Raw genomic sequence first — 17,612 nt, 5'->3', positions numbered from 1 at the left:
AAAACAGCGGCCAAAACACATTCTGCCAAAGTACTGCTAGTTCCGAGCCCGCGCGGCTATTTGGTTGCAATTGCCGTAATGCCCATCAGGACGCCGGCCATATCATTGCGCCGCAAACGAGCCGGGAGTAGTTGCAGAGCCCATTCGATGCCACGCATCAGCGGATAGGGTGGCGTGACCAGCCGATATCCGGCGATCACCAGGGGGAACTCGACTCGGCGGAAGCCTGCCCTCAGCATTAGCGCGCGCAGTGACCGGAAGTCGTATTCGCGCATGTGCATGCCCGTCGCCACGTCGTCGACGACCGCCGAGATGTCGTGCGGCCCAGTAACGATGCTCGGCGTCGTACACACATAGTGCCCGCCACTCCTGAGCACCCGGTGGATCTGCCGGAGCTGGTCCTTGGCGTCATCGACGTGCAGATGCTCCATGAGCTGATCTGAATTCGCCAGGTCGACGGAGTTGTCCGCGAGCGGAATATTGACCCCATCGGTCTTCACGAATCGGAAATTCGCCGGAGCGGCGGTGAGGTCCACAAGAGCATCCGTGACATCAAGGCCGAGCACCTCTCGGGCGATGCCGGACAGCGCGTAGGGCAGCATGGCGTCACCGGCGCCGATCTCCAAATACACGCCGCCGCGCTCCATCAGTGGCTGAAGGAGCCTGACTTGTCTCGCAACCCGGTCCGGCCGTGAGCTGCCGGCCATCTTTTGGGGATGGTCCGGCAGGCTGTTGAACAATTCCGAATAGACCTCGGCATAGAGCAGGGAGCGCTCCTGGCGGGAGGCCGCCCGCAGACGATCCGCGAGCCGGCGCTCGAGTTCGTAGTGCGCGATCAGGCGCTCGGGCGATCGTGTGTCCTTCCAGCGCAGCTGGATCGCCCGATAGTCAGGCTTCAGCTTCGTCGACACAGGCGCTCCCGATCTGATTTGGGTGCTTGCGGGCCAATCACCTTTGCGGATTAATCTTGCAAGCGCCATCACTTCGGACCGGTCCTCTTGTCCGCGACAGCGCGACCAGTCGTCTCCGAGCGATCGGCGGCGCGCCCCGCCGGTGGCCTGTCGCCCATCGGCGCGATCGGAAGCGATGCGCCGGCCTGCGCCTTCTCGTTTTCGCCCGTGATGACGTTGACGAGGTCGCCAGGCAGCAAAACGCTCATCCCGGTGGAGGCGATGGCGACCGGTCCGGCCGCAGTCTGCCGCACGACCTCGTACGTCACCCGGTTCGCCTCTTTCGCGAACTGGGCGCGGGTCGCCGGCAACGTGCTAAGGACACCTTCGCTGATGTTGAACTCGCGCTCATTGTCTGCGATCTGGCGCTCGATCATCTCGATCTCGACCTCCAGATCGTTCTTGACATCAGCCTGAACCTTCATCGCCTCTGCCTCCATGGAAGCAAGGCGCTGCTTGGCCATCCCGTACTGATTGAGGGCATCCCGCCGGCGTTGCTCGGCGTCGGTCAACTCACTCTGGACCTGATTCAGCACTGTCATGCTGAGGACGTTGCGGTCGACGAGGGACCGCATGCTGTTGACGCGATCCTGGCGCAGCTTGACGAGTTCGTCGAGCGCCTCCGTGCGCCCGTACACCGCAACATCCTGCTTGGCCGAATCCAATGCAGTCAGGATGGCATGCTCGCGGTTCTTGCGGGCCGTGGCGACCGCTTTGCGCCTGTCGCTCTGCTCGTTGACGAAATTGGCGGCCTCGGTCGAGCCGACCAGTTCCAGCAGCCGGGGTGGGATCTTAGGGTCGGCCCCGTCGCGCTCTGCCTTCAGCACCGCCGCACGCGCCAACAGCTTCAGCATGGCGTCGACGGCCCCGCTGCGCTTCTGGATTTCCCGCACGGCTTCGATCTTCTGCCACGGCTCATTGGTGCCCCGATCGAGCCCCCCGGCCAGCGCGATGGCATGCAGGACCGTCATGCCGGGCACGTATTTGAACGAGCCCGGGTTCTTGGCCGGTCCCATCACATAAATGGGTGAGCGCTCCACCGACAGAATGTTGACCGTTCCCTTGCGGCCGAGCAGTTGATTGAAGCTCTCCAGCAGACCGTGTTGCACCTGCTGCGCTGACCGGTTGACGACCGGAATGGAGCCCAGCAAGGGCACGGAAATCGTGCCATCCTCCTGGACGGCGTATTCCCCGCTCAGTTCCGGACGCTGGAGGATGCCGCGCAGAGCCGATGCGGACGATGAGCGCCCCCACTTGTCCTCCTCGACGTCCACGCGCTCGTAGAACGCAAGCTTGAGCCGATCGCCGACCACGAACAGACCTGGCACCGGCGCGTCCAGCGGCATTCCCACCGTTCTCGGCCGCTCGGTGACGGCAGGGGCGGCAAGGATGGCGCTCCGTTCGGTCAACGTTGCGACTGGCGCCTGGGGTTCGGGTACGCCGGTGGATTCAGCCGTGGCCCGAGCCAACTGTTGTTGCTGCGTACCGATCGCAGCAGATACCGTCTGCACGACGGCTCCGGAGGCAACCTCGACCGCCTCCCAATTGCTGGCCGCGCCAACCCCCAGCAGAGCGAGCCCGGAGGCCGCCCCCAGGAACAACAGCAACGGTTTCTTTCCTCCGCGGAAGGCTACGTTGGGCAGTCGCATGATGGGCTCGGGATTTCTTCTGACGTCCATGGCGAATGGCTCTCGATTTCGATGGCGGCCATCCCGTTCCTGCATGCGTCGTGGAGTGCAAGCGTGGACAACCAGAACGATAACGCAGCCCATCGTGGCCCCTGGAGATCACAGGCACAACGACCCTTTGTGGGCATCCCCGGAGGTACCTCTTCTGAGCAGGAAAAGGGGTAAGCGAGGGTCCTCCATGCGAGTTATAGGAATCGCGGATCGGCGGCGCGCATAATGATGCATCTGTAACGAACTGCGCCATTATATACGGCGGATCACTGCAATGGGTCGCACGCTTATTCTCGATTTGAACACCACCTGCGACGTCGTAGGCGCCTCGCGCCGCGCTTCCGACGAGACGCCGTACGCGCCGGACACGGCAAGACACCTGTCCAGGCTCGGATGGCCCACGCCTCCATGGCTGGCGGCGGCTGTGCTCGTGATCTCGTCCATGTCGGACGCGCAGGCGTCCACCGATTACACACGATACCTGTTGGATGCGCGACAAGCGAGTGTTCCCGACCATCGCGTTTCACATGGGATGGCTGGTCGCAACGAGCTCGCGATGTCGTCGCGCCGCGTGGGCGATGACAAGCCAATCCGGCTCGTGCAAGCGGTCACAACCGATAGAGGAGAGCCGCAGCAGTCTCCGGAACTGGAACCGCGCGGGCCCGAGGCACTGTCATGCGAACTCAGCAATGCAAAACACGATATCGCGCTCCTGCAAGGTCTCGCGCAGGAGCACGATCGGGCCGAACAGTTGGAGCAGGCATTGGCGGCGGCACGACGTGACGTCGACGCTCAGACAGCGCTTGCGGCAAAGGCGAGCGACGAGATCGCCGGGCTGAAGCAGGCAGCTGAACGTGGCCGCGTGGAATCACAGGACTCCCTGCAACAGCAGCGGGACCGCGCCGCCCGGCTGGAGCAGGCGCTTGCGGTCGCGCATCGGGACGTCGAGATTCAGACGACACTCGCGGCAAGGGCGAGCGATGAGGTCGCCCAGCTCAAGCAGGCCGCGGAAAGCGGCCTCGTGGAGTTGCAGAAATCCCTGCAAGAGGAGCGGGATCGAACCAGTCAGCTCGAGCAGGCGCTTGCGGCCGCGCGACGAGATATCGATGCGCAGACGGCGCTAGCCGCGACGGCGAGCGACGACGTCGCCAGGCTGACGCAAGCAGAAAAAGCTGGCGCCACGGAGCAGAGACAATCGGTGCAGAAGGAGCGCGAGAGAGCCGATGCACTGGCGCAGGACCTCTCGATGGCGCGAAGCAAAATCTACGCATACGAAGCTCAAGCGGCCAAAGCCAGCGAGGAAGCGGCACAACTCAAGCAGGCAGAGGCGAGCAATACCGCCTCGTTGGGGCAATCGCAGCAACGGGAACGCGAGCGGGCTGAGCAGCTTGCTCGGGACCTTGCGAAAGCAAGCCGCGAGCTCGACGCGCAAACCGAGCGGGCGTCCAAGGCGAGCGAGGAAGTCGTATGGGTCAAGCAGGCCAGAGAGCGTGACGCGGCCGAGTTGCGTGGCCTGGTGCAGCGCGAGCGCGAACGGGCCGAGGGCCTGGAAAGAAATCTCGCATTGGCCCTTCACGACAACGGCGCGCTGGCGGGGAAGAACAATCCCGCCGCGGCGTCTCAGCTCGCGACCACCGGCCGGGCCGTGCGCGAGGAGCCGCTCGCAGCGCCACGGACAATCCAGGACCAGCCTGTCCACGACAGGTCGGTCCAAGATAAATCGGTTCAAGATAACGACCCGGCCATAGCGGCGCGCAGCCCGGGCGATGTGCAGGTCAATCCTGACGAAGGGGTGCAAGTCGCGAGGCTGATGGCACGCGCGAGCCTGCTGCTTGAACAGGGAGACATCGGTGCGGCGCGGATCGTGCTGGAGCACGTCGCCGGGACAGGAAATGCGCGGGCAATCTTCGCGCTAGCGGAAACCTACGATCCGCTGACCCTTCCCAACTTTGGAACATATGGAACTCGCGGCGATGCGACCAAAGCGCGTGATCTTTATGCGCGGGCCCAAGCTGGAGGAATCAAGGAAGCGAAGGCGCGATTCGACGCTTTGGGTCGATAGCACGGTCTCGCGCCGCAATTTCGAACCAATCAATCATCGAAAACGTCACCACGGGTGCAGCATGCGTAGAGGAGTTGGTCGATGAAAGGGCTTATAGGATTGCGTCGACTGCTCTTGCTCGCGGCGCTCGCACCATTGCTCCTGATCATTCAACCCTGGGCAGATGCGCGGTCGCAAGATATTCGACCTCACAAGGTTCGCCTGGCACGGCCCGAGCCGCCGCAGCCTAGGCCTCAGGTGATCTCCATGAACGCCTGGACGATCGGCCTGGCCGGAGGTCTCCTCGAGGGCGCGCCGATCCGCCTGGCAGCGGAGATCGCCCGTGTGGTCGACGATGGGGATAACCTGCATGTTCTGCCTGTCGTCACTCGCGGCGCCGCGGAGAACCTCAATTCCCTGCTCTACTTGCGCGGCATCGATGCGGCAATCATCAATTCCGACGCGCTCGAGGAATACAAGAGCCAGGTGCCGGACATCCAGCGACGAATTGCGTATGTTCTGAATCTGTTCCCGTCCGAGCTGCACATCTTCGTTCGACCAGAGATCCGGAGCTTGAGCGATCTCGCCGGCAAGAAAGTCAATTTCAATACGCAAGGCACCGCTGCGGCCTATTCGGGACCACTGATCTTCAGCCGCCTCAATCTCGAGGTCGAGAAGACGTTCATCCCGCACCAGGTCGCGCTCGAGCAGATGCGCAAAGGCGAGATGTCAGCCGTCGTCTTCATTACATCGAAGCCGGTGGATGCTTTCGTGCGGGGCCGCTGGGAGCCGGGCTTCAAGTTCCTGCCCCTCCCGTACGAGAGCAAGTTCGAGGACTACTATCTTCCCGCCGCGCTCGAAGGGACCGACTATCCCAATCTGATCAAGCCGGGCGAACGGGTTTCGACGATCGCCGTGCCGACCGCACTGGTCGCTTTCAATTGGCCGGCCAAGTCGAATCGCTCCGAGCGCGTCGCACGCTTCATCGACCACCTATTCTCCCGGATCGACAGATTGCAGGCGCCCGGCTTCGACCCGAAATGGAAATCCATCAACCTAGCTGCGACGATCCCGGGTCTCACGCGCGTCCCCGCGGCGCAGGCGTGGCTGGATCGTCAGCCCCGCGCAACACAAGCATCGCAATGAAACGCGCCGCGATCCTTGTTCTTGTTGCACTCGGGGGTGCAGGCGGCATTGCGTTGGCTCAGGATCCCATGACGCAGCTCCGTTCCTGCCTTCAGAAGGAACACGCGGAGCGCCTGGGGTGTCTGAATAAATTGACACGTACCATCGCGCCTCAGCATCGCCCGACGTCCGAAGACGACTGGATCGTCAGCCAGACGACCTCCCCCATAGACTACTCACCGATTGCGACCGCTACGACGTCGTCACGCAGCGGGACCGGCGAGTCCGTGATGCAATTATCGATCCGCTGTCGCAACGGCCGGACGGAGCTGTCGCTCGTGGGACCGGGCATCTCCCGCGGAGGCGGTGATGATGCAATTTCCTATCGCGTCAATGATAATCCGGCGGTGCAGGTCGCCGCAGCCGTGCCGGCATTCGGTCCTGGCGTCGCGTTTGCCGGGGATGTTGTTCGCTTGGTGCAGTCGCTTCCGGACAGCGGGGACCTTATCGTCGTCCTCTCACCCCGGGGCGGGGCTGCTCATGACGGAACGTTCTCCCTCGCCGGGCTGGACGCGGCGCGCGCAAAGATGGCTGCGGCGTGCAAATGGCCGCGCGCGATCGCGACACCGAATCACTGACGGCACGCAAATGATCTTCATCGACGGAGGCGCATAATGACCAAGTTTCATCACCTTGCCAAAGCAGTCGCGATGGGAGCGATCGCCGTTCTGGTTTCCACATCATTTGCGGCAGCGGAACAGGGCGGAAAGTACTGGACGCCGGCAGACGGGCAGCCGGTCCCGCATAAGGCGAGCCATGCGAGGCAACACATGGCGAAGCAAACGACGGCGACGCGAAAACAGTCGGCGTTTGCCCGTATGGACGATCCGGCCGCCACGAAGAAGAGAGAACATCACCTGATCCTGCAGGTGAACACCAACGACCCCGCGGCGATGAATCTCGCGCTCAACAACGCAACCAACGTGGTGCAATACTACAAGGACGCTGGCGAAAAAGTGAAAATCGAGGTCGTCACGTTTGGGCCCGGCCTGAACATGCTGCGTGAAGACACATCACCGGTGAAGCCGCGCATCGAAGAGATGGCCCTGAGCACGCCCGAGGTTTCGTTCAAGGCCTGCGGCAACACCCAGGAGAAAATGCAGAAGGCCGAGAACAAGGACATACCGATTGTTCGGCAAGCGCAGGTCGTGAAGTCGGGTGTCGTGCGCGTGATGGAATTGCAGGAGATGGGCTGGACCTACGTCAAGCCGTAAGCCGGACGGACCGGCCATCCACCGACGATCTGACGGCCGACCGCGTCCATGACGACAGATCGAGCGAGCGCTCGACACCACCAGTTCAACCACTTGGCGCTTCTATGCTTGGATTGTTAGCTGATCTCCCCCCGAACCTTGGCCGCCGCATCACTCATCGCCTTCAGCTTTCCGAACGCGGTCGCACGCGGCATATATTTCATGCCGCAATCGGGCGCCGGGATCAGACGATCCGGCGAGACATATTTAAGGCCGTTGCGGATTCGATCCGCGACGGTGTCGACGCTCTCGATCGCGGGATCCGCAAGATCGAGCACGCCGAGCATGATCTTCTTCGAGGAGAGGTCCTTGAGCACGCCGAGGTCGAGCTTCGGCTGCGCCGCCTCGATCGAGATCTGGTCGGCAACGGTGTCGTCGAGCTCGGCGAGAAAGGAATAGCCGGCCGGCTTGTTCGAGCCTGGTACGACCGCGGCATAACCGAAGCAGAGATGCACGACGGTCGGCACGGTGATGCCCTTCAGCGCGCGGTTGATCGCCTTGACGGCATAGCGCTTGGCGAGATCCGGATTGTTGCGCACCCATGGCTCGTCGAGCTGAATCACGTCGGCACCCGCCTTTTGCAGATCGAGTGCCTCGGCATTGACGGCCTCGGCCAAGGCCATCGCGAGCTCTTCCTCGTCTTTATAAAACTCGTTCTTGGCCTGCTGGCTCATGGTGAACGGGCCCGGCAGGGTGATCTTGGCGGCACGGTCGGTGTTCTTGCGTAGGAACTGCATGTCGTGCAGCTCCACCGGGCCCTTGCGCTTCACGGGGCCGATGACGCGCGGCACGGGGGTCTGGGTGTTGCCGGTGCGCGCAACGATCATCGCGGGATTGTCGCCGTCGATGCCGTCGAGCGCGGTGGCGAAGCGATTGGAATAGCTCTCGCGGCGGATCTCGCCATCGGTCACGATGTCGATTCCGGCGCGTTCCATGTCGCGGATCGCGACGATGGTGGCATCGTCCTGCGCCTCCTCCAGATGCTCCGCGGGCAGCCGCCACATGTCGTGCAGGCGGGTGCGCGGCACCACCTTCGATAGCATGGCGCGATTCACCAGCCACTCAGGCTGCGGATAGCTGCCGACCACCGTGGTCGGGAGAATGTGCGTTGGCATGGGCATGGGGCTCTCCTTCTTGTTATTGAGCACGGTTGTCAGGCCGCGCGCGTCGCCGCGGCCGATCCTTCGTCCTTGACAGGATTGCTGAGGATGCCGATGCCGGAAATCTCGATCTCGACGACGTCGCCGCCCTTCATCCACAGCGGCGGCGTGCGATAGGCGCCGACGCCGCCGGTCGTGCCTGTCACGATGACGTCTCCAGGCGCGAGCTCGGTAAAGGTCGAGCAGTAGGCGATCAAGGCCTGAACGTCGAAGACGAGATCGGAGATCGGCGCCTTCTGCACCACGACGCCGTTGAGCCGCGTGATCAGCGTCTGCTTGGTGACATCGGTCAATTCGTCAGTCGTGACCATCCAGGGTCCGAAGCCACCGGTGCCGACAAAATTCTTGCCTGGCGCGAACTGCGACGTGTGACGTTGCCAGTCGCGGATGCTGCCGTCATTGTAGCAGGCATAGCCGGCGACATGGCTGAGTGCGGCTTCGCGCGAAACGCGGCGGCCGGCCTTGCCGATGATGACCGCCATCTCGCCTTCGTAGTCGAAACGCTCGGATTCCAGCGGCCGGATCATCGGCTGGCCATGGCCGACCTGGCTGTTGGCGAACCGGGTGAAGATCATCGGATGCGCCGGGGTCGGATGGCCGCTCTCGGCCAGATGCGTGGCATAGTTGACGCCGATGCAGAAGATCTTGTCGGGATCCGGCACCGTCGGCAGCAGCGCGACATCCTGCAGCGCGTGGTCGGGCTTCTCGCCGGAAAACCTCTTCAATTCGTCGAGCGATCCCTTCGCCAGCAGCGCCTTCAGCGTCGGATAGGCTTTCAATCGCTTGCCGGCATCGATGACGCCCTTGTCGGTGACGATGCCATAGCTCGCAGTGCCTGATATCGTGAAGCTTGCGACTTTCATTGGTCAAACACTCTCTTCGATGGAGGAAACATAGTCGTTGATCGGAAGTGCGATCTCGCCGTTGCGGATTGGAACGCATTGCGGCGGAAAATCCTGCCGGAAGCGGGCACCGGCCGCCTCGGCGCGATCGAGAAACCGCTCCAGATGATCCATCGCCCCGGTCGGGAGATCATGCAGCACCATCAGCGTCCAGGGCTGCCGGCTGCATTGCTCAAGCGCGCGCTCGGTCCAGCCATCGGGGTCGTCCCAGTCACGCGGAATCGCATTCCAGAGCACACAGCTGTGCTTGTTGCGGGTGAGGTAATCGACGACCGATGGCTTCAGCAGTCGCGTATCCAGATTGCCGCCACCGCCGAACGGCCGAAACCAGCGCTGCGGATGCGCGAGATCGCCGATCGCAGACTGCGTGCGGCCGATTTCGTTCTCTGCAGTATCGCGATCGGCCTGCTCACCGAGCGGAATGCTGTGCGTAAACGTGTGATTGCCGATCCAATGCCCCTCCCCGCGCGCACGCACCGCAAGGCCTCGCCGCTCGGGGGCAGCGAGCTTCTCGCCGATGACGAAGAAGGTGGTCTTGATGCCGCGCTCGGCGAGAATGTCGAGCACGCGCGGCGTCACATCCGGATCGGGGCCGTTGTCGAATGTCAGGGTCAAATCGTACACGCTGGTACCTCAGGTCGCCGGCTGCATGGCGCTCGACGCGATCTCGTCGTTGGCCTGGCCGGCGCGCGTGCCGGTCTGCCAGATCGCCGCCTTGCGTTCGATCCAGCGGATCGCGGCGTTGAAGGCGATGGCGAGGAACAGCACGAGCAGCACGCCCGCGAACACGTGCGGGCTATCGAGGATCGTGCGGTAGCGCGAGATCAGGTAGCCGATGCCGGCCGAGGAGATCAGCATCTCCGAAACAACGACGCCGACGATGACCAGCGCACCGCCGACACGCAGCCCCGACAGCACCGTCGGGATCGCAGCGGGAATGATGACGTGAACCAGCCGCTGGCTCAGCGTCGCGCCCATGCTGCGCGCCGCAAGCAGGAGCTGCGGATCGATGGTCTGGATGCCGGCGGCTGTGGCGAGCATCGTCGGCAAGAAGCCGTAGATCGAGGCAAACGCAATCTTGGACTCCGAGCCGATGCCGAGCCACACTGTGAAGACGGGATAGAGGATCACGAGCGGCACAGCGTAGAGGCTGGACACCATCGGCATGATCAGGACGCGCGGGCGAGGCAGGCTGCCGACGATGGCACCGAGCAAAATGCCACCGCCGCAGGCGAACGCCATGGAGACCACGACCTCGTAGAGCGTCACCGCGAGCGCATGACCGTATTCCGCGGCATCTGTCCATCCGGCGACCAGCGTCGATGACAGTGACGGCAGGAACAGCTCGGGAATGAGACCGGTGCGCGGCAGCAGCTCCCACAGCGCAATCAGCCCGATCACGATCAGGTATCGCAGCGTCGTCGCACTTATTCTGGCGCTCATATCAGCCTCACGCCGACTTGCGGATGTGCCGCCAGATGCGGTCGCGCAAGCTCCCGAAGGCGTCGCCGCTCAGCATCTCGTAGGTGCGGGGCCGCGGCAGCTGGACCTGGAGATGATCGACGATGCGGCCCGGCCGCGCCGACATTACGATCACCTCGTCAGCGAGATAGACTGCTTCGGTGAGGCTGTGTGTGACGAAGACGACGGTCTTGCCGGTCGCAGCCCAGATCCGCAGCAGTTCGTCGCCCATGGTCATGCGGGTCTGCTCGTCGAGCGCTGCGAACGGCTCGTCCATCAGCAACACCGGCGGGTCCTGCACCAGCCCCCGCGCAATCGAGACGCGCTGCTTCATGCCGCCCGACAGCTCATGCGGATGGCGTTTGCCGAAACCGTCAAGGCCGACCAGCTTGAGCGCATCCTGCGCCTTGGCGCGGCGCTCCGCTTTGGGCACCCCGCGCAGCGCCAGCGGAAACTCGACATTGTCCTCGGCCGTCAGCCACGGAAACAGGCTCGCCTCCTGGAACACCACGCCGACCCTGTCGGGGTCGGGCTGCGGAATCGGGGCGCCATTGATGGTGATGGTGCCGGAGGTCTGTTGGCGCAGACCCGCCATCATCATCAGAAGGGTCGACTTGCCGCAGCCGCTCGGGCCGACGAGCACGACGAAACGGCCTGGCTTGATCTCGAGCGAGACGTCCTCCAGCGCGACAACGTCCTGCGACCTGGTCTTGAAGACCTGGCCGACATTGTTCACCTCGATCGCGCCTGCGCGCGCGGGAGGTTTTAGCGGGGTCACGTTCGCCAATGGCTGCATCGCGTTTCCACCCATCTGACAAGTTCGTTGAAGGTCATGGCGATCGCGGCGACCATCACGACGCCGGCGAGGAGCTGCTTCATCTGGAAATTCTCGCCCCAGGTCGCGATCTGGTGACCGATGCCGTCGCGCGAGGCGTACATTTCGGCGAGAATGACGCCGGTGAGGTTGAAGATCATGGAGATCCGCAGCGCTTCCAGCAGCACCGGCAGCATGCTGGGCAGATAGACCCGAAACGCAGTTTGGAGCCGCGTGGCGCCATAGGAGCGCGCCACCGTCAGATGTTCCGTCTTGACGGACTCCACCGCCGTCGTGGTCGACATGATCACGATGAAAATCGTGGAAAAGAAGCCGAAGCCGACCTTCTGGGCAAAGCCGACACCGAATACCAGGATGAACATCGGCAGGAAGATCGACTTTGGGATGCTGAAGGCGAAGAATAGCAGCGGCTTGGCAACATCCGCGAAGTAGCGGTTCTCCGCAACCAGGAAGCCGATCACCGCCCCGAAGGGCACGGCCAGCGCGAACGCGGCCAGCACCTCGGTCGCGGTCACCATCAGATCCTTCCGCACGGCCGCGCGCTGCAGGAGATCACCGAGCGTCGCAAAGGTGTCGGATGCTGACGGCAGCAGGCGCAGATTGACGATGCCGGTGCGCGACAGCACCTCCCACAGCGCCAGGACCGCGATGATGATCGCGATCCGCGCAAGGTTGACGGCGATTGTGCCCGGCATGTTTACGGCTTGGTCGGAACAGGCTTGAACTTGGCCGAGATGACATCCTCGACCGGCACGATGTCCTTGAGACCGCCGAGCTTGGCGAGATCGAGCGACAGCTGCACCGCGGCGTTCGTGTTGGGCGCCCCCATATCGCCGCCGGTCTCGAGCTTCATGATCGTGTTGTCGTATTCCAGGCTCGCGATCTCCGGCGGCATCTCGTAGAGCTCGGCGATCAGCTTGACGGTGACGTCGCGATTGGCGCGCATGAACGCGACCGCGCCGTAGAGGGCGTTCACCGCCTTCTGGACCATCTGGGGCTTTGCGTCAGCGAACTTGTCGAGCACGATCCATCCCGCGGTGAGGTTCGGCGGAACCGCCGTCGCGTAATCGAGGATCGTCTTGGCCTCGCCGGACTTCGAGATCTGGAAGCTCAGCGGCGAATAGACCACGGCCGCCTCGACATTGCCGGCCAGCAGGTTGGGCACGAGGCCACCGCCACCGACGGGAACACGCGTAAAATCGATCTTCTTGTCCTGAATGGTCCACAGCGCGAGCAAATCGGAGCCGGAGCCCGCCGCAGTGATCGCGACCTTCTTGCCGTTGAGATCCTTGACGTCGAGTGTCGATTTGGTCGGCACCATCAGCTGCCAGCCGAAATTGCCCATCGCGGCATTGGCGACAATCCGCGACATCACGCCCTTCTTGCGTCCGGCGGAGACCAGCGAGGGCGGATCGAGAATGATGTCGGCCGCGCCCGCAGCCATGCCTTCGAACGTCTCGGCGCCGCTGCGGTAGACGGTCAGCTCGGCCTGGATGCCTTCCTTCTCGAACAGTTTTTGGCGCACGGCCGTCTCGGCGATGGTCGTCGGCCAATAGGTTTTCGTGGGCAGGCCGACGCGGATGGTGTCGGCGGCGCTCGCAGGGCCGGCAAGGATTGCGGCGGCAATGAGCGACATGAACGCGTGACGGCGATTGATTGTCATTATTGATTTCCTCCCGGTGTCTGTTTTTGTGCGCCGGATTTTTCCGGATCGTCAAATCGTGCGGCTGACCTCCGCAATGCGCGAAGCGGCGAGCTCGACGAATTCTTTGGTGATGCCGAAGTGCTTTGACAAGGCACGAACTGCCGCATCCGCGTCGCGCTTCACCACGGCTGCGACGATCGCCTTGTGTTCGGCTTCGACGTTGCGCGGCTTGCCTCCGACCTCGCGGCGGATCGAGAGCCGGCGATAGCGCTCGCTCTGCTCGTGCAGCACGTCGCGGAAGCCGAGCAGCCATGGCGAGCCGCAGGCATTGACCAGCGCGCGATGGAAGATGCGGTGACGGACCACCCACTCCTCATAGTGCACGGTCGGATCGTCGGGATAGCGATGGGGAACGGCCTTCAAGTCCGCCCAGGCCGATTTCACCGACCCGAGCCAGGCGTCATCGCCCCGCTCGATCGAGCGCCGCAGTGCAAGCCCCTCGATGTCGATCCGGGTCTGCGTCAAGTCGGCGAGATCGGCGAGCGACACCGGGCTCACGCGGAAGCCGCGCTGGTCAGACGCCTGCACGAGCCCGTCCGCAACCAAGCGTGAAAGCGCCTCGCGCACGGCGGCAAGGCTTACGGAGAATTGTTTGGCAATCCCTGCGATATGAAGCTTCTGCCCCGGCAGCAGCCGCGCCGCCAGAATGTCGGCGCGCAAACGTTCATGCAGCGCCGACGTCAGGCTGCGCGGACCATCCCCGGGGCTTCCGGACAACTGGAACTGAAGCGGACCCATGGTCGGATGATCGCAAGGCGCGGCGCAGAGGTCAACAGAAAATCGAAAATCGATTTTTTCTGGTCCAGGTCTCGCGAGCGCGCCGAGTGATCGTTCCGGGCGCTGCGTCCGAGACACGACAGCAGCGCAATGAGGGACGAGGCAGCCGCATCGCTCTTCCAATGCGCGCATTGAATTGCCGTCTCGCAGCACGCGTAGAGCGAAGCGAAATCCTTCATGTCTCATCCCCGCGCATGATGGGTTTCGCAAGTGCTCTACCCATCCCACGGCCTAACAGGCACACCTTCGCGTCCTCGCGGCTTGTTACGCCCGAGCTTTGCTTCGTCGCTCCCCCCTCTTGAGCCTCGAGGGCGCAGGGAAGGCCGGGTGCCGGCTGGCACCCGCGGTCCGCTGCGCGAAAAGCACACGCAGAAAAACCGCACAGCAGCATACAGGTGTAGCCAATCACTCGGCCTTCCCTGCGCAGTGGTTGGACGGCTTATGCCGTGCTCTCCCGGGAGCCGAGTTCCCTCTGGCCTCCCTCGCCTCGCGGAATTCACCGGCACCGCGCCGGTTGACGCGACTGCCGCATTCGCAAAGGCTTGACCGTAGCAACGACGGCCAGGACCACACGGTTTTGCCGTACGCACGGCCCGCCATTTCGCCGCAGTATTCCCAGGCCCCGTCGACGGAGCCGGAAACTTACAGACGAGACGAACCTAGCCGCGCCGCTCGTCGGCACGAAGCCTCGGGCTCACGGAGACCAATCCGCCCTGCCCACGCCTCTCGCACCCGACGCTGCCGCGTCCACCGCAAGCCCGGCTCGCGAAAATGACGACCACATGATCGCCCCTCAAGGATGAGCCGGGATGGGCAACACATACGACAAATCCGAATTTCGGTAAAGTGGAATATTTTTGCGGGATGGGGTTGACTGACCCGCGAAACAGGGCGGCGCTGCCCTCACGCCTGCGACGGGGCCACGTCGAGACGGACCGCAACACCATTCAGGTCCGGGCTCGGCGCCGGATACCGCTTCATGACGAGCGGATCGTGGCCGGGAACGATGTGGTCCGCATCCGGCGCTGCGGCCCGCAACTTGTCGAAGCCCACCAGCATATCGCCGACATGAAACGCCGTCGTGAACGGACGCTCGCTCGTCATGTTCTCGTAGAAATGGCTGACGTCGGAGGCGAGCACGACGGGGCCGCGTCGCGTGTTGACGCGGACGAACTGAAGCCCGGCGGAATGCCCGCCCGCCGCATGGACCGTCAGTCCGGGCGCGATCTCGGCGTCGCCGTCGTAGAACAGCACCCGGCGCGCATAGTTCAGCCGCACGATACCGCAGACATCCTCGACCTCGAAGGAATGCGACAGCCTGGGATATTGCATGTAGCGCCCGGTGGCGTAGGCGAGCTCGCGCTCCTGGAGATGAAACCGCGCATTCGGAAACCGGTCGAAATTGCCGGCGTGGTCGTAGTGCAGATGCGTGAGGATCACATCCCTGACGCCGGCCACGTCGATATCGAACGCGGCAAGCGTCTCCACCGGGCAGCGCAAGAATGTTCGCTTGCGCTGCTTTGCGATTTCGGCGTTGAACCCGGTGTCGATGACGAAGGTGCGGCCGCCTCCCCTCGCCAGCCACATGAAATAGTCCATCGGCATCGGTCCGTCATGCGGATCGCCGCCGATGAAGTGCTCGCTCCGCTGCGCTTCCCGCGTTGCATAGCGGATGGCGAAGAGCTCGTATTCCGGGTCAGCCATTTCCGAGTCAGCCATGAGGGATTCCAATCAAGCGGGCTCAGGATCCCGCGTCGACCTCATTGAAAGCCTCGCGCGCGTTGCGGAAGGCGTCGATGCCGGCGGGAACGCCACAATAGACCGCGACCTGGAGCAGGATCTCCTTGATCTCCTCCTTGGTCAGCCCGTTCTTCAGGGCGCCCTTCACGTGCAGCTTCAGCTCGTGCGGGCGATTCAGCGCACCGAGCATGGCAAGGTTGACGATCGAGCGCGTGCGACGATCGACGCCGGGTCGCGTCCACAGCGCACCCCAGCAGAATTCGGTCGACCATTCCGCCATCGTGCGCGTGAACTCGTCGGCGCCGGCGATCGACTTGTTGACGTAGTCCTCGCCGAGCACCTCCTTGCGAACCTTGAGGCCCTTTTCGAACAGTTCGGTCTTGCTCATGATCGTCCCTTTCAGGTCTTGAGAGAGTCTAGTTGGAAGTTGTCTGGCGCCTGGCCGGTGGCGGCCGCAGCGATTGCAGGAGCTTGCCGACGTCATCCGCGGCGTCGAGGCGCCAGATTGCGTCGATGACGCGCGCCGCGTCCCAATCGCTTCGGCCGGTGCGCACGCCTTCACGGAGCTTTTCTTCGAGGTCGCTGTCCGCGAGCGGCTTTGCCTGGCTGCCGCGCGGCGAAGTCACGGTTTCGGTGAGGTTCTCGCCGGACGACAGACGCAGGGTGACGCGCGCCGCGCCATCGGGCATCTCGCCGTCGAGCTCCGCCCTCACCTTCTGCCGCAACTGCGCGATATCGGGCCGGACCACGGTCTCCTGCGCGAATTCGGCGACGCCGGCCGCGCCGAGCAGCAGTCCGCAGGCCACGCAATGATGGATGCTGACACGCGCATCGCGTTCGTTGTTGACGGGGCGGTCGCCGCGGGCAAGCAGCAGCGCCGATCCGTGCACCGTCACCGACTCGATCTGGCCGACCCGCCGGCCGATCCGTTCGCGCAACAGCAGGCAGGCATCGATGACCGAATGGAAGACAATGCCCGCGGGATAGGGCTTGTAGGTGTTTTTTGCGATCTCCCAGGTCTTGCCGAGTCCATCAAGCAGGCGAGGAAGATCGGGCTCGTCGCCCATGGTGCGGGCCCAGCCGAGAGGACCTTCAATGGCGCGGGGCGCGGCCTCATAACCCTGCTGCGCAAGTAGCGCTGCGAACAACCCGTTACGCGCCGCGTTACCCACGCTCACATTCTTGGCGGCGCTCGGGAGGTTCTCGACATTGCCGGCCGACTGGCTCGCCGCAAGTCCGATGGCGTTCGCAATCCCTTGCGCCGGCAACCCCAACAGCTTCGCACACGCCGCCGCCGCGCCAAAGATTCCGCAGGTCGAGGTGATGTGCCAGCCGCGCGCGTAATGGCGCGGCGAAACCGAGTTTCCGATGCGGCACTCGACATCCACCCCGAGGATGAAGGCCGTCAGAACCTCGTGTCCTGACAGTTTTCGCGTTTCCGCGAGTGCGAACAGGGCGGCGGCGACCGGTGCAGCCGGATGAATGATCGTCTCGGGATGCGTGTCGTCGAAATCGAGCAGATTCGCCGAGATGGCATTGAGGAACGACGCGCATAATGCGTCCATCGGGTGCGAGTGACCGATCACCGTCGATGTCGCGGCGCCGCTGAACGGCGACAGCGTACGCATTGCTGCGACGACAACGGGATCGCGCGCCGAGCCGAGCGCGGTCGCAAAGAAATTGAGGATCGATCGCCGCGCCTCATGGCTCTGCACCTCGACGTCGGCCCATGACGAGGACGCGACGACATCGGCGAGCGTCTTGCTCACACTCGGAGTTGGGACTTGCGGCACGCGGGGCGTCTTCCTCGTTTTCCCGGACCTTATGCCGATCCGCGGCAAACTGTCGACCCCAAATGTTATGCTTGACAGCTTGTCTGGCAATCATAACAATCCGGCCCGTTGGCGCGGGATCCCCGCCGCCA

The 17,612-nt window shown here is 63.5% G+C and carries 17 protein-coding genes; 4 read left to right on the top strand and 13 right to left on the bottom strand.

Annotated elements, in window-relative coordinates; all coding sequences use genetic code 11:
• Positions 1-56: 56 nt before the first annotated feature.
• A complete protein-coding gene (locus B5V03_RS00810) occupies positions 57-911 on the bottom strand; it encodes a class I SAM-dependent methyltransferase (protein ID WP_245502123.1) in 855 nt (284 codons plus the stop codon).
• Between the two features lie 68 nt (positions 912-979).
• Positions 980-2,599, bottom strand: a complete 1,620-nt coding sequence (locus B5V03_RS00805) for a polysaccharide biosynthesis/export family protein (protein WP_164987705.1) — start codon at positions 2,597-2,599, stop codon at positions 980-982.
• Between the two features lie 304 nt (positions 2,600-2,903).
• Between B5V03_RS00805 and B5V03_RS00800 the strand changes: the two genes are divergently transcribed.
• The 4 genes from B5V03_RS00800 to B5V03_RS00785 all read left to right on the top strand — a co-directional run bounded on the left by B5V03_RS00800 (position 2,904) and on the right by B5V03_RS00785 (position 7,069).
• The gene (locus tag B5V03_RS00800) at positions 2,904-4,691 is read left to right on the top strand and encodes a hypothetical protein (protein ID WP_206736102.1); all 1,788 of its coding nucleotides are present in this window, start codon (positions 2,904-2,906) and stop codon (positions 4,689-4,691) included.
• A gap of 81 nt (positions 4,692-4,772) precedes the next feature.
• Positions 4,773-5,816 carry a TAXI family TRAP transporter solute-binding subunit gene (locus tag B5V03_RS00795; protein ID WP_129267384.1) on the top strand — a complete coding sequence of 348 codons (1,044 nt, stop codon included), beginning with the start codon at positions 4,773-4,775 and terminating at the stop codon, positions 5,814-5,816.
• Positions 5,813-6,433: a hypothetical protein gene (locus B5V03_RS00790; RefSeq protein WP_164987703.1), complete on the top strand. Its 621-nt coding sequence runs from the start codon at positions 5,813-5,815 to the stop codon at positions 6,431-6,433. Before B5V03_RS00795 ends, B5V03_RS00790 begins: the two co-directional genes overlap by 4 nt.
• 36 nt (positions 6,434-6,469) lie before the next feature.
• Positions 6,470-7,069: a DsrE family protein gene (locus B5V03_RS00785; protein ID WP_129267382.1), complete on the top strand. Its 600-nt coding sequence runs from the start codon at positions 6,470-6,472 to the stop codon at positions 7,067-7,069.
• 116 nt (positions 7,070-7,185) lie between these two features.
• Here the strand turns inward: B5V03_RS00785 and B5V03_RS00780 are convergent, their stop codons facing one another.
• The 11 genes from B5V03_RS00780 to B5V03_RS00725 all read right to left on the bottom strand — a co-directional run bounded on the left by B5V03_RS00780 (position 7,186) and on the right by B5V03_RS00725 (position 17,457).
• Positions 7,186-8,229: a uroporphyrinogen decarboxylase family protein gene (locus B5V03_RS00780; RefSeq protein ID WP_206736101.1), complete on the bottom strand. Its 1,044-nt coding sequence runs from the start codon at positions 8,227-8,229 to the stop codon at positions 7,186-7,188.
• Positions 8,230-8,261: 32 nt separating this feature from the next.
• Positions 8,262-9,131: a fumarylacetoacetate hydrolase family protein gene (locus B5V03_RS00775; RefSeq protein WP_129267381.1), complete on the bottom strand. Its 870-nt coding sequence runs from the start codon at positions 9,129-9,131 to the stop codon at positions 8,262-8,264.
• Between the two features lie 3 nt (positions 9,132-9,134).
• Positions 9,135-9,794, bottom strand: a complete 660-nt coding sequence (locus B5V03_RS00770) for a polysaccharide deacetylase family protein (RefSeq protein WP_129267380.1) — start codon at positions 9,792-9,794, stop codon at positions 9,135-9,137.
• Between the two features lie 9 nt (positions 9,795-9,803).
• On the bottom strand, positions 9,804-10,613 hold the full coding sequence (locus tag B5V03_RS00765) for an ABC transporter permease (RefSeq protein ID WP_129267379.1): 810 nt from the start codon (positions 10,611-10,613) through the stop codon (positions 9,804-9,806).
• A gap of 7 nt (positions 10,614-10,620) precedes the next feature.
• Positions 10,621-11,427 carry an ABC transporter ATP-binding protein gene (locus tag B5V03_RS00760; protein WP_245502122.1) on the bottom strand — a complete coding sequence of 269 codons (807 nt, stop codon included), beginning with the start codon at positions 11,425-11,427 and terminating at the stop codon, positions 10,621-10,623.
• Positions 11,406-12,161: an ABC transporter permease gene (locus B5V03_RS00755; RefSeq protein WP_129267377.1), complete on the bottom strand. Its 756-nt coding sequence runs from the start codon at positions 12,159-12,161 to the stop codon at positions 11,406-11,408. Before B5V03_RS00755 ends, B5V03_RS00760 begins: the two co-directional genes overlap by 22 nt.
• A gap of 2 nt (positions 12,162-12,163) precedes the next feature.
• Complete coding sequence (locus tag B5V03_RS00750; RefSeq protein ID WP_129267376.1) at positions 12,164-13,129, bottom strand: ABC transporter substrate-binding protein; 966 nt, start codon at positions 13,127-13,129, stop codon at positions 12,164-12,166.
• 51 nt (positions 13,130-13,180) lie between these two features.
• Complete coding sequence (locus B5V03_RS00745; RefSeq protein WP_129267375.1) at positions 13,181-13,909, bottom strand: GntR family transcriptional regulator; 729 nt, start codon at positions 13,907-13,909, stop codon at positions 13,181-13,183.
• A gap of 942 nt (positions 13,910-14,851) precedes the next feature.
• Positions 14,852-15,652 (bottom strand): N-acyl homoserine lactonase family protein, encoded by an 801-nt coding sequence (locus tag B5V03_RS00735; RefSeq protein WP_129267659.1) that lies wholly within the window; start codon positions 15,650-15,652, stop codon positions 14,852-14,854.
• 37 nt (positions 15,653-15,689) lie between these two features.
• A complete protein-coding gene (locus B5V03_RS00730; protein ID WP_027575101.1) occupies positions 15,690-16,076 on the bottom strand; it encodes a carboxymuconolactone decarboxylase family protein in 387 nt (128 codons plus the stop codon).
• A 28-nt stretch (positions 16,077-16,104) separates the two neighbouring features.
• Positions 16,105-17,457 carry an MmgE/PrpD family protein gene (locus B5V03_RS00725; RefSeq protein ID WP_245502120.1) on the bottom strand — a complete coding sequence of 451 codons (1,353 nt, stop codon included), beginning with the start codon at positions 17,455-17,457 and terminating at the stop codon, positions 16,105-16,107.
• Positions 17,458-17,612 lie beyond the last annotated feature (155 nt).

This window comes from Bradyrhizobium betae, assembly GCF_004123905.1.
Classification (GTDB): Bacteria; Pseudomonadota; Alphaproteobacteria; order Rhizobiales; family Xanthobacteraceae; genus Bradyrhizobium; species Bradyrhizobium betae_A.
This window is presented reverse-complemented; position numbering and strand designations above follow the sequence as displayed.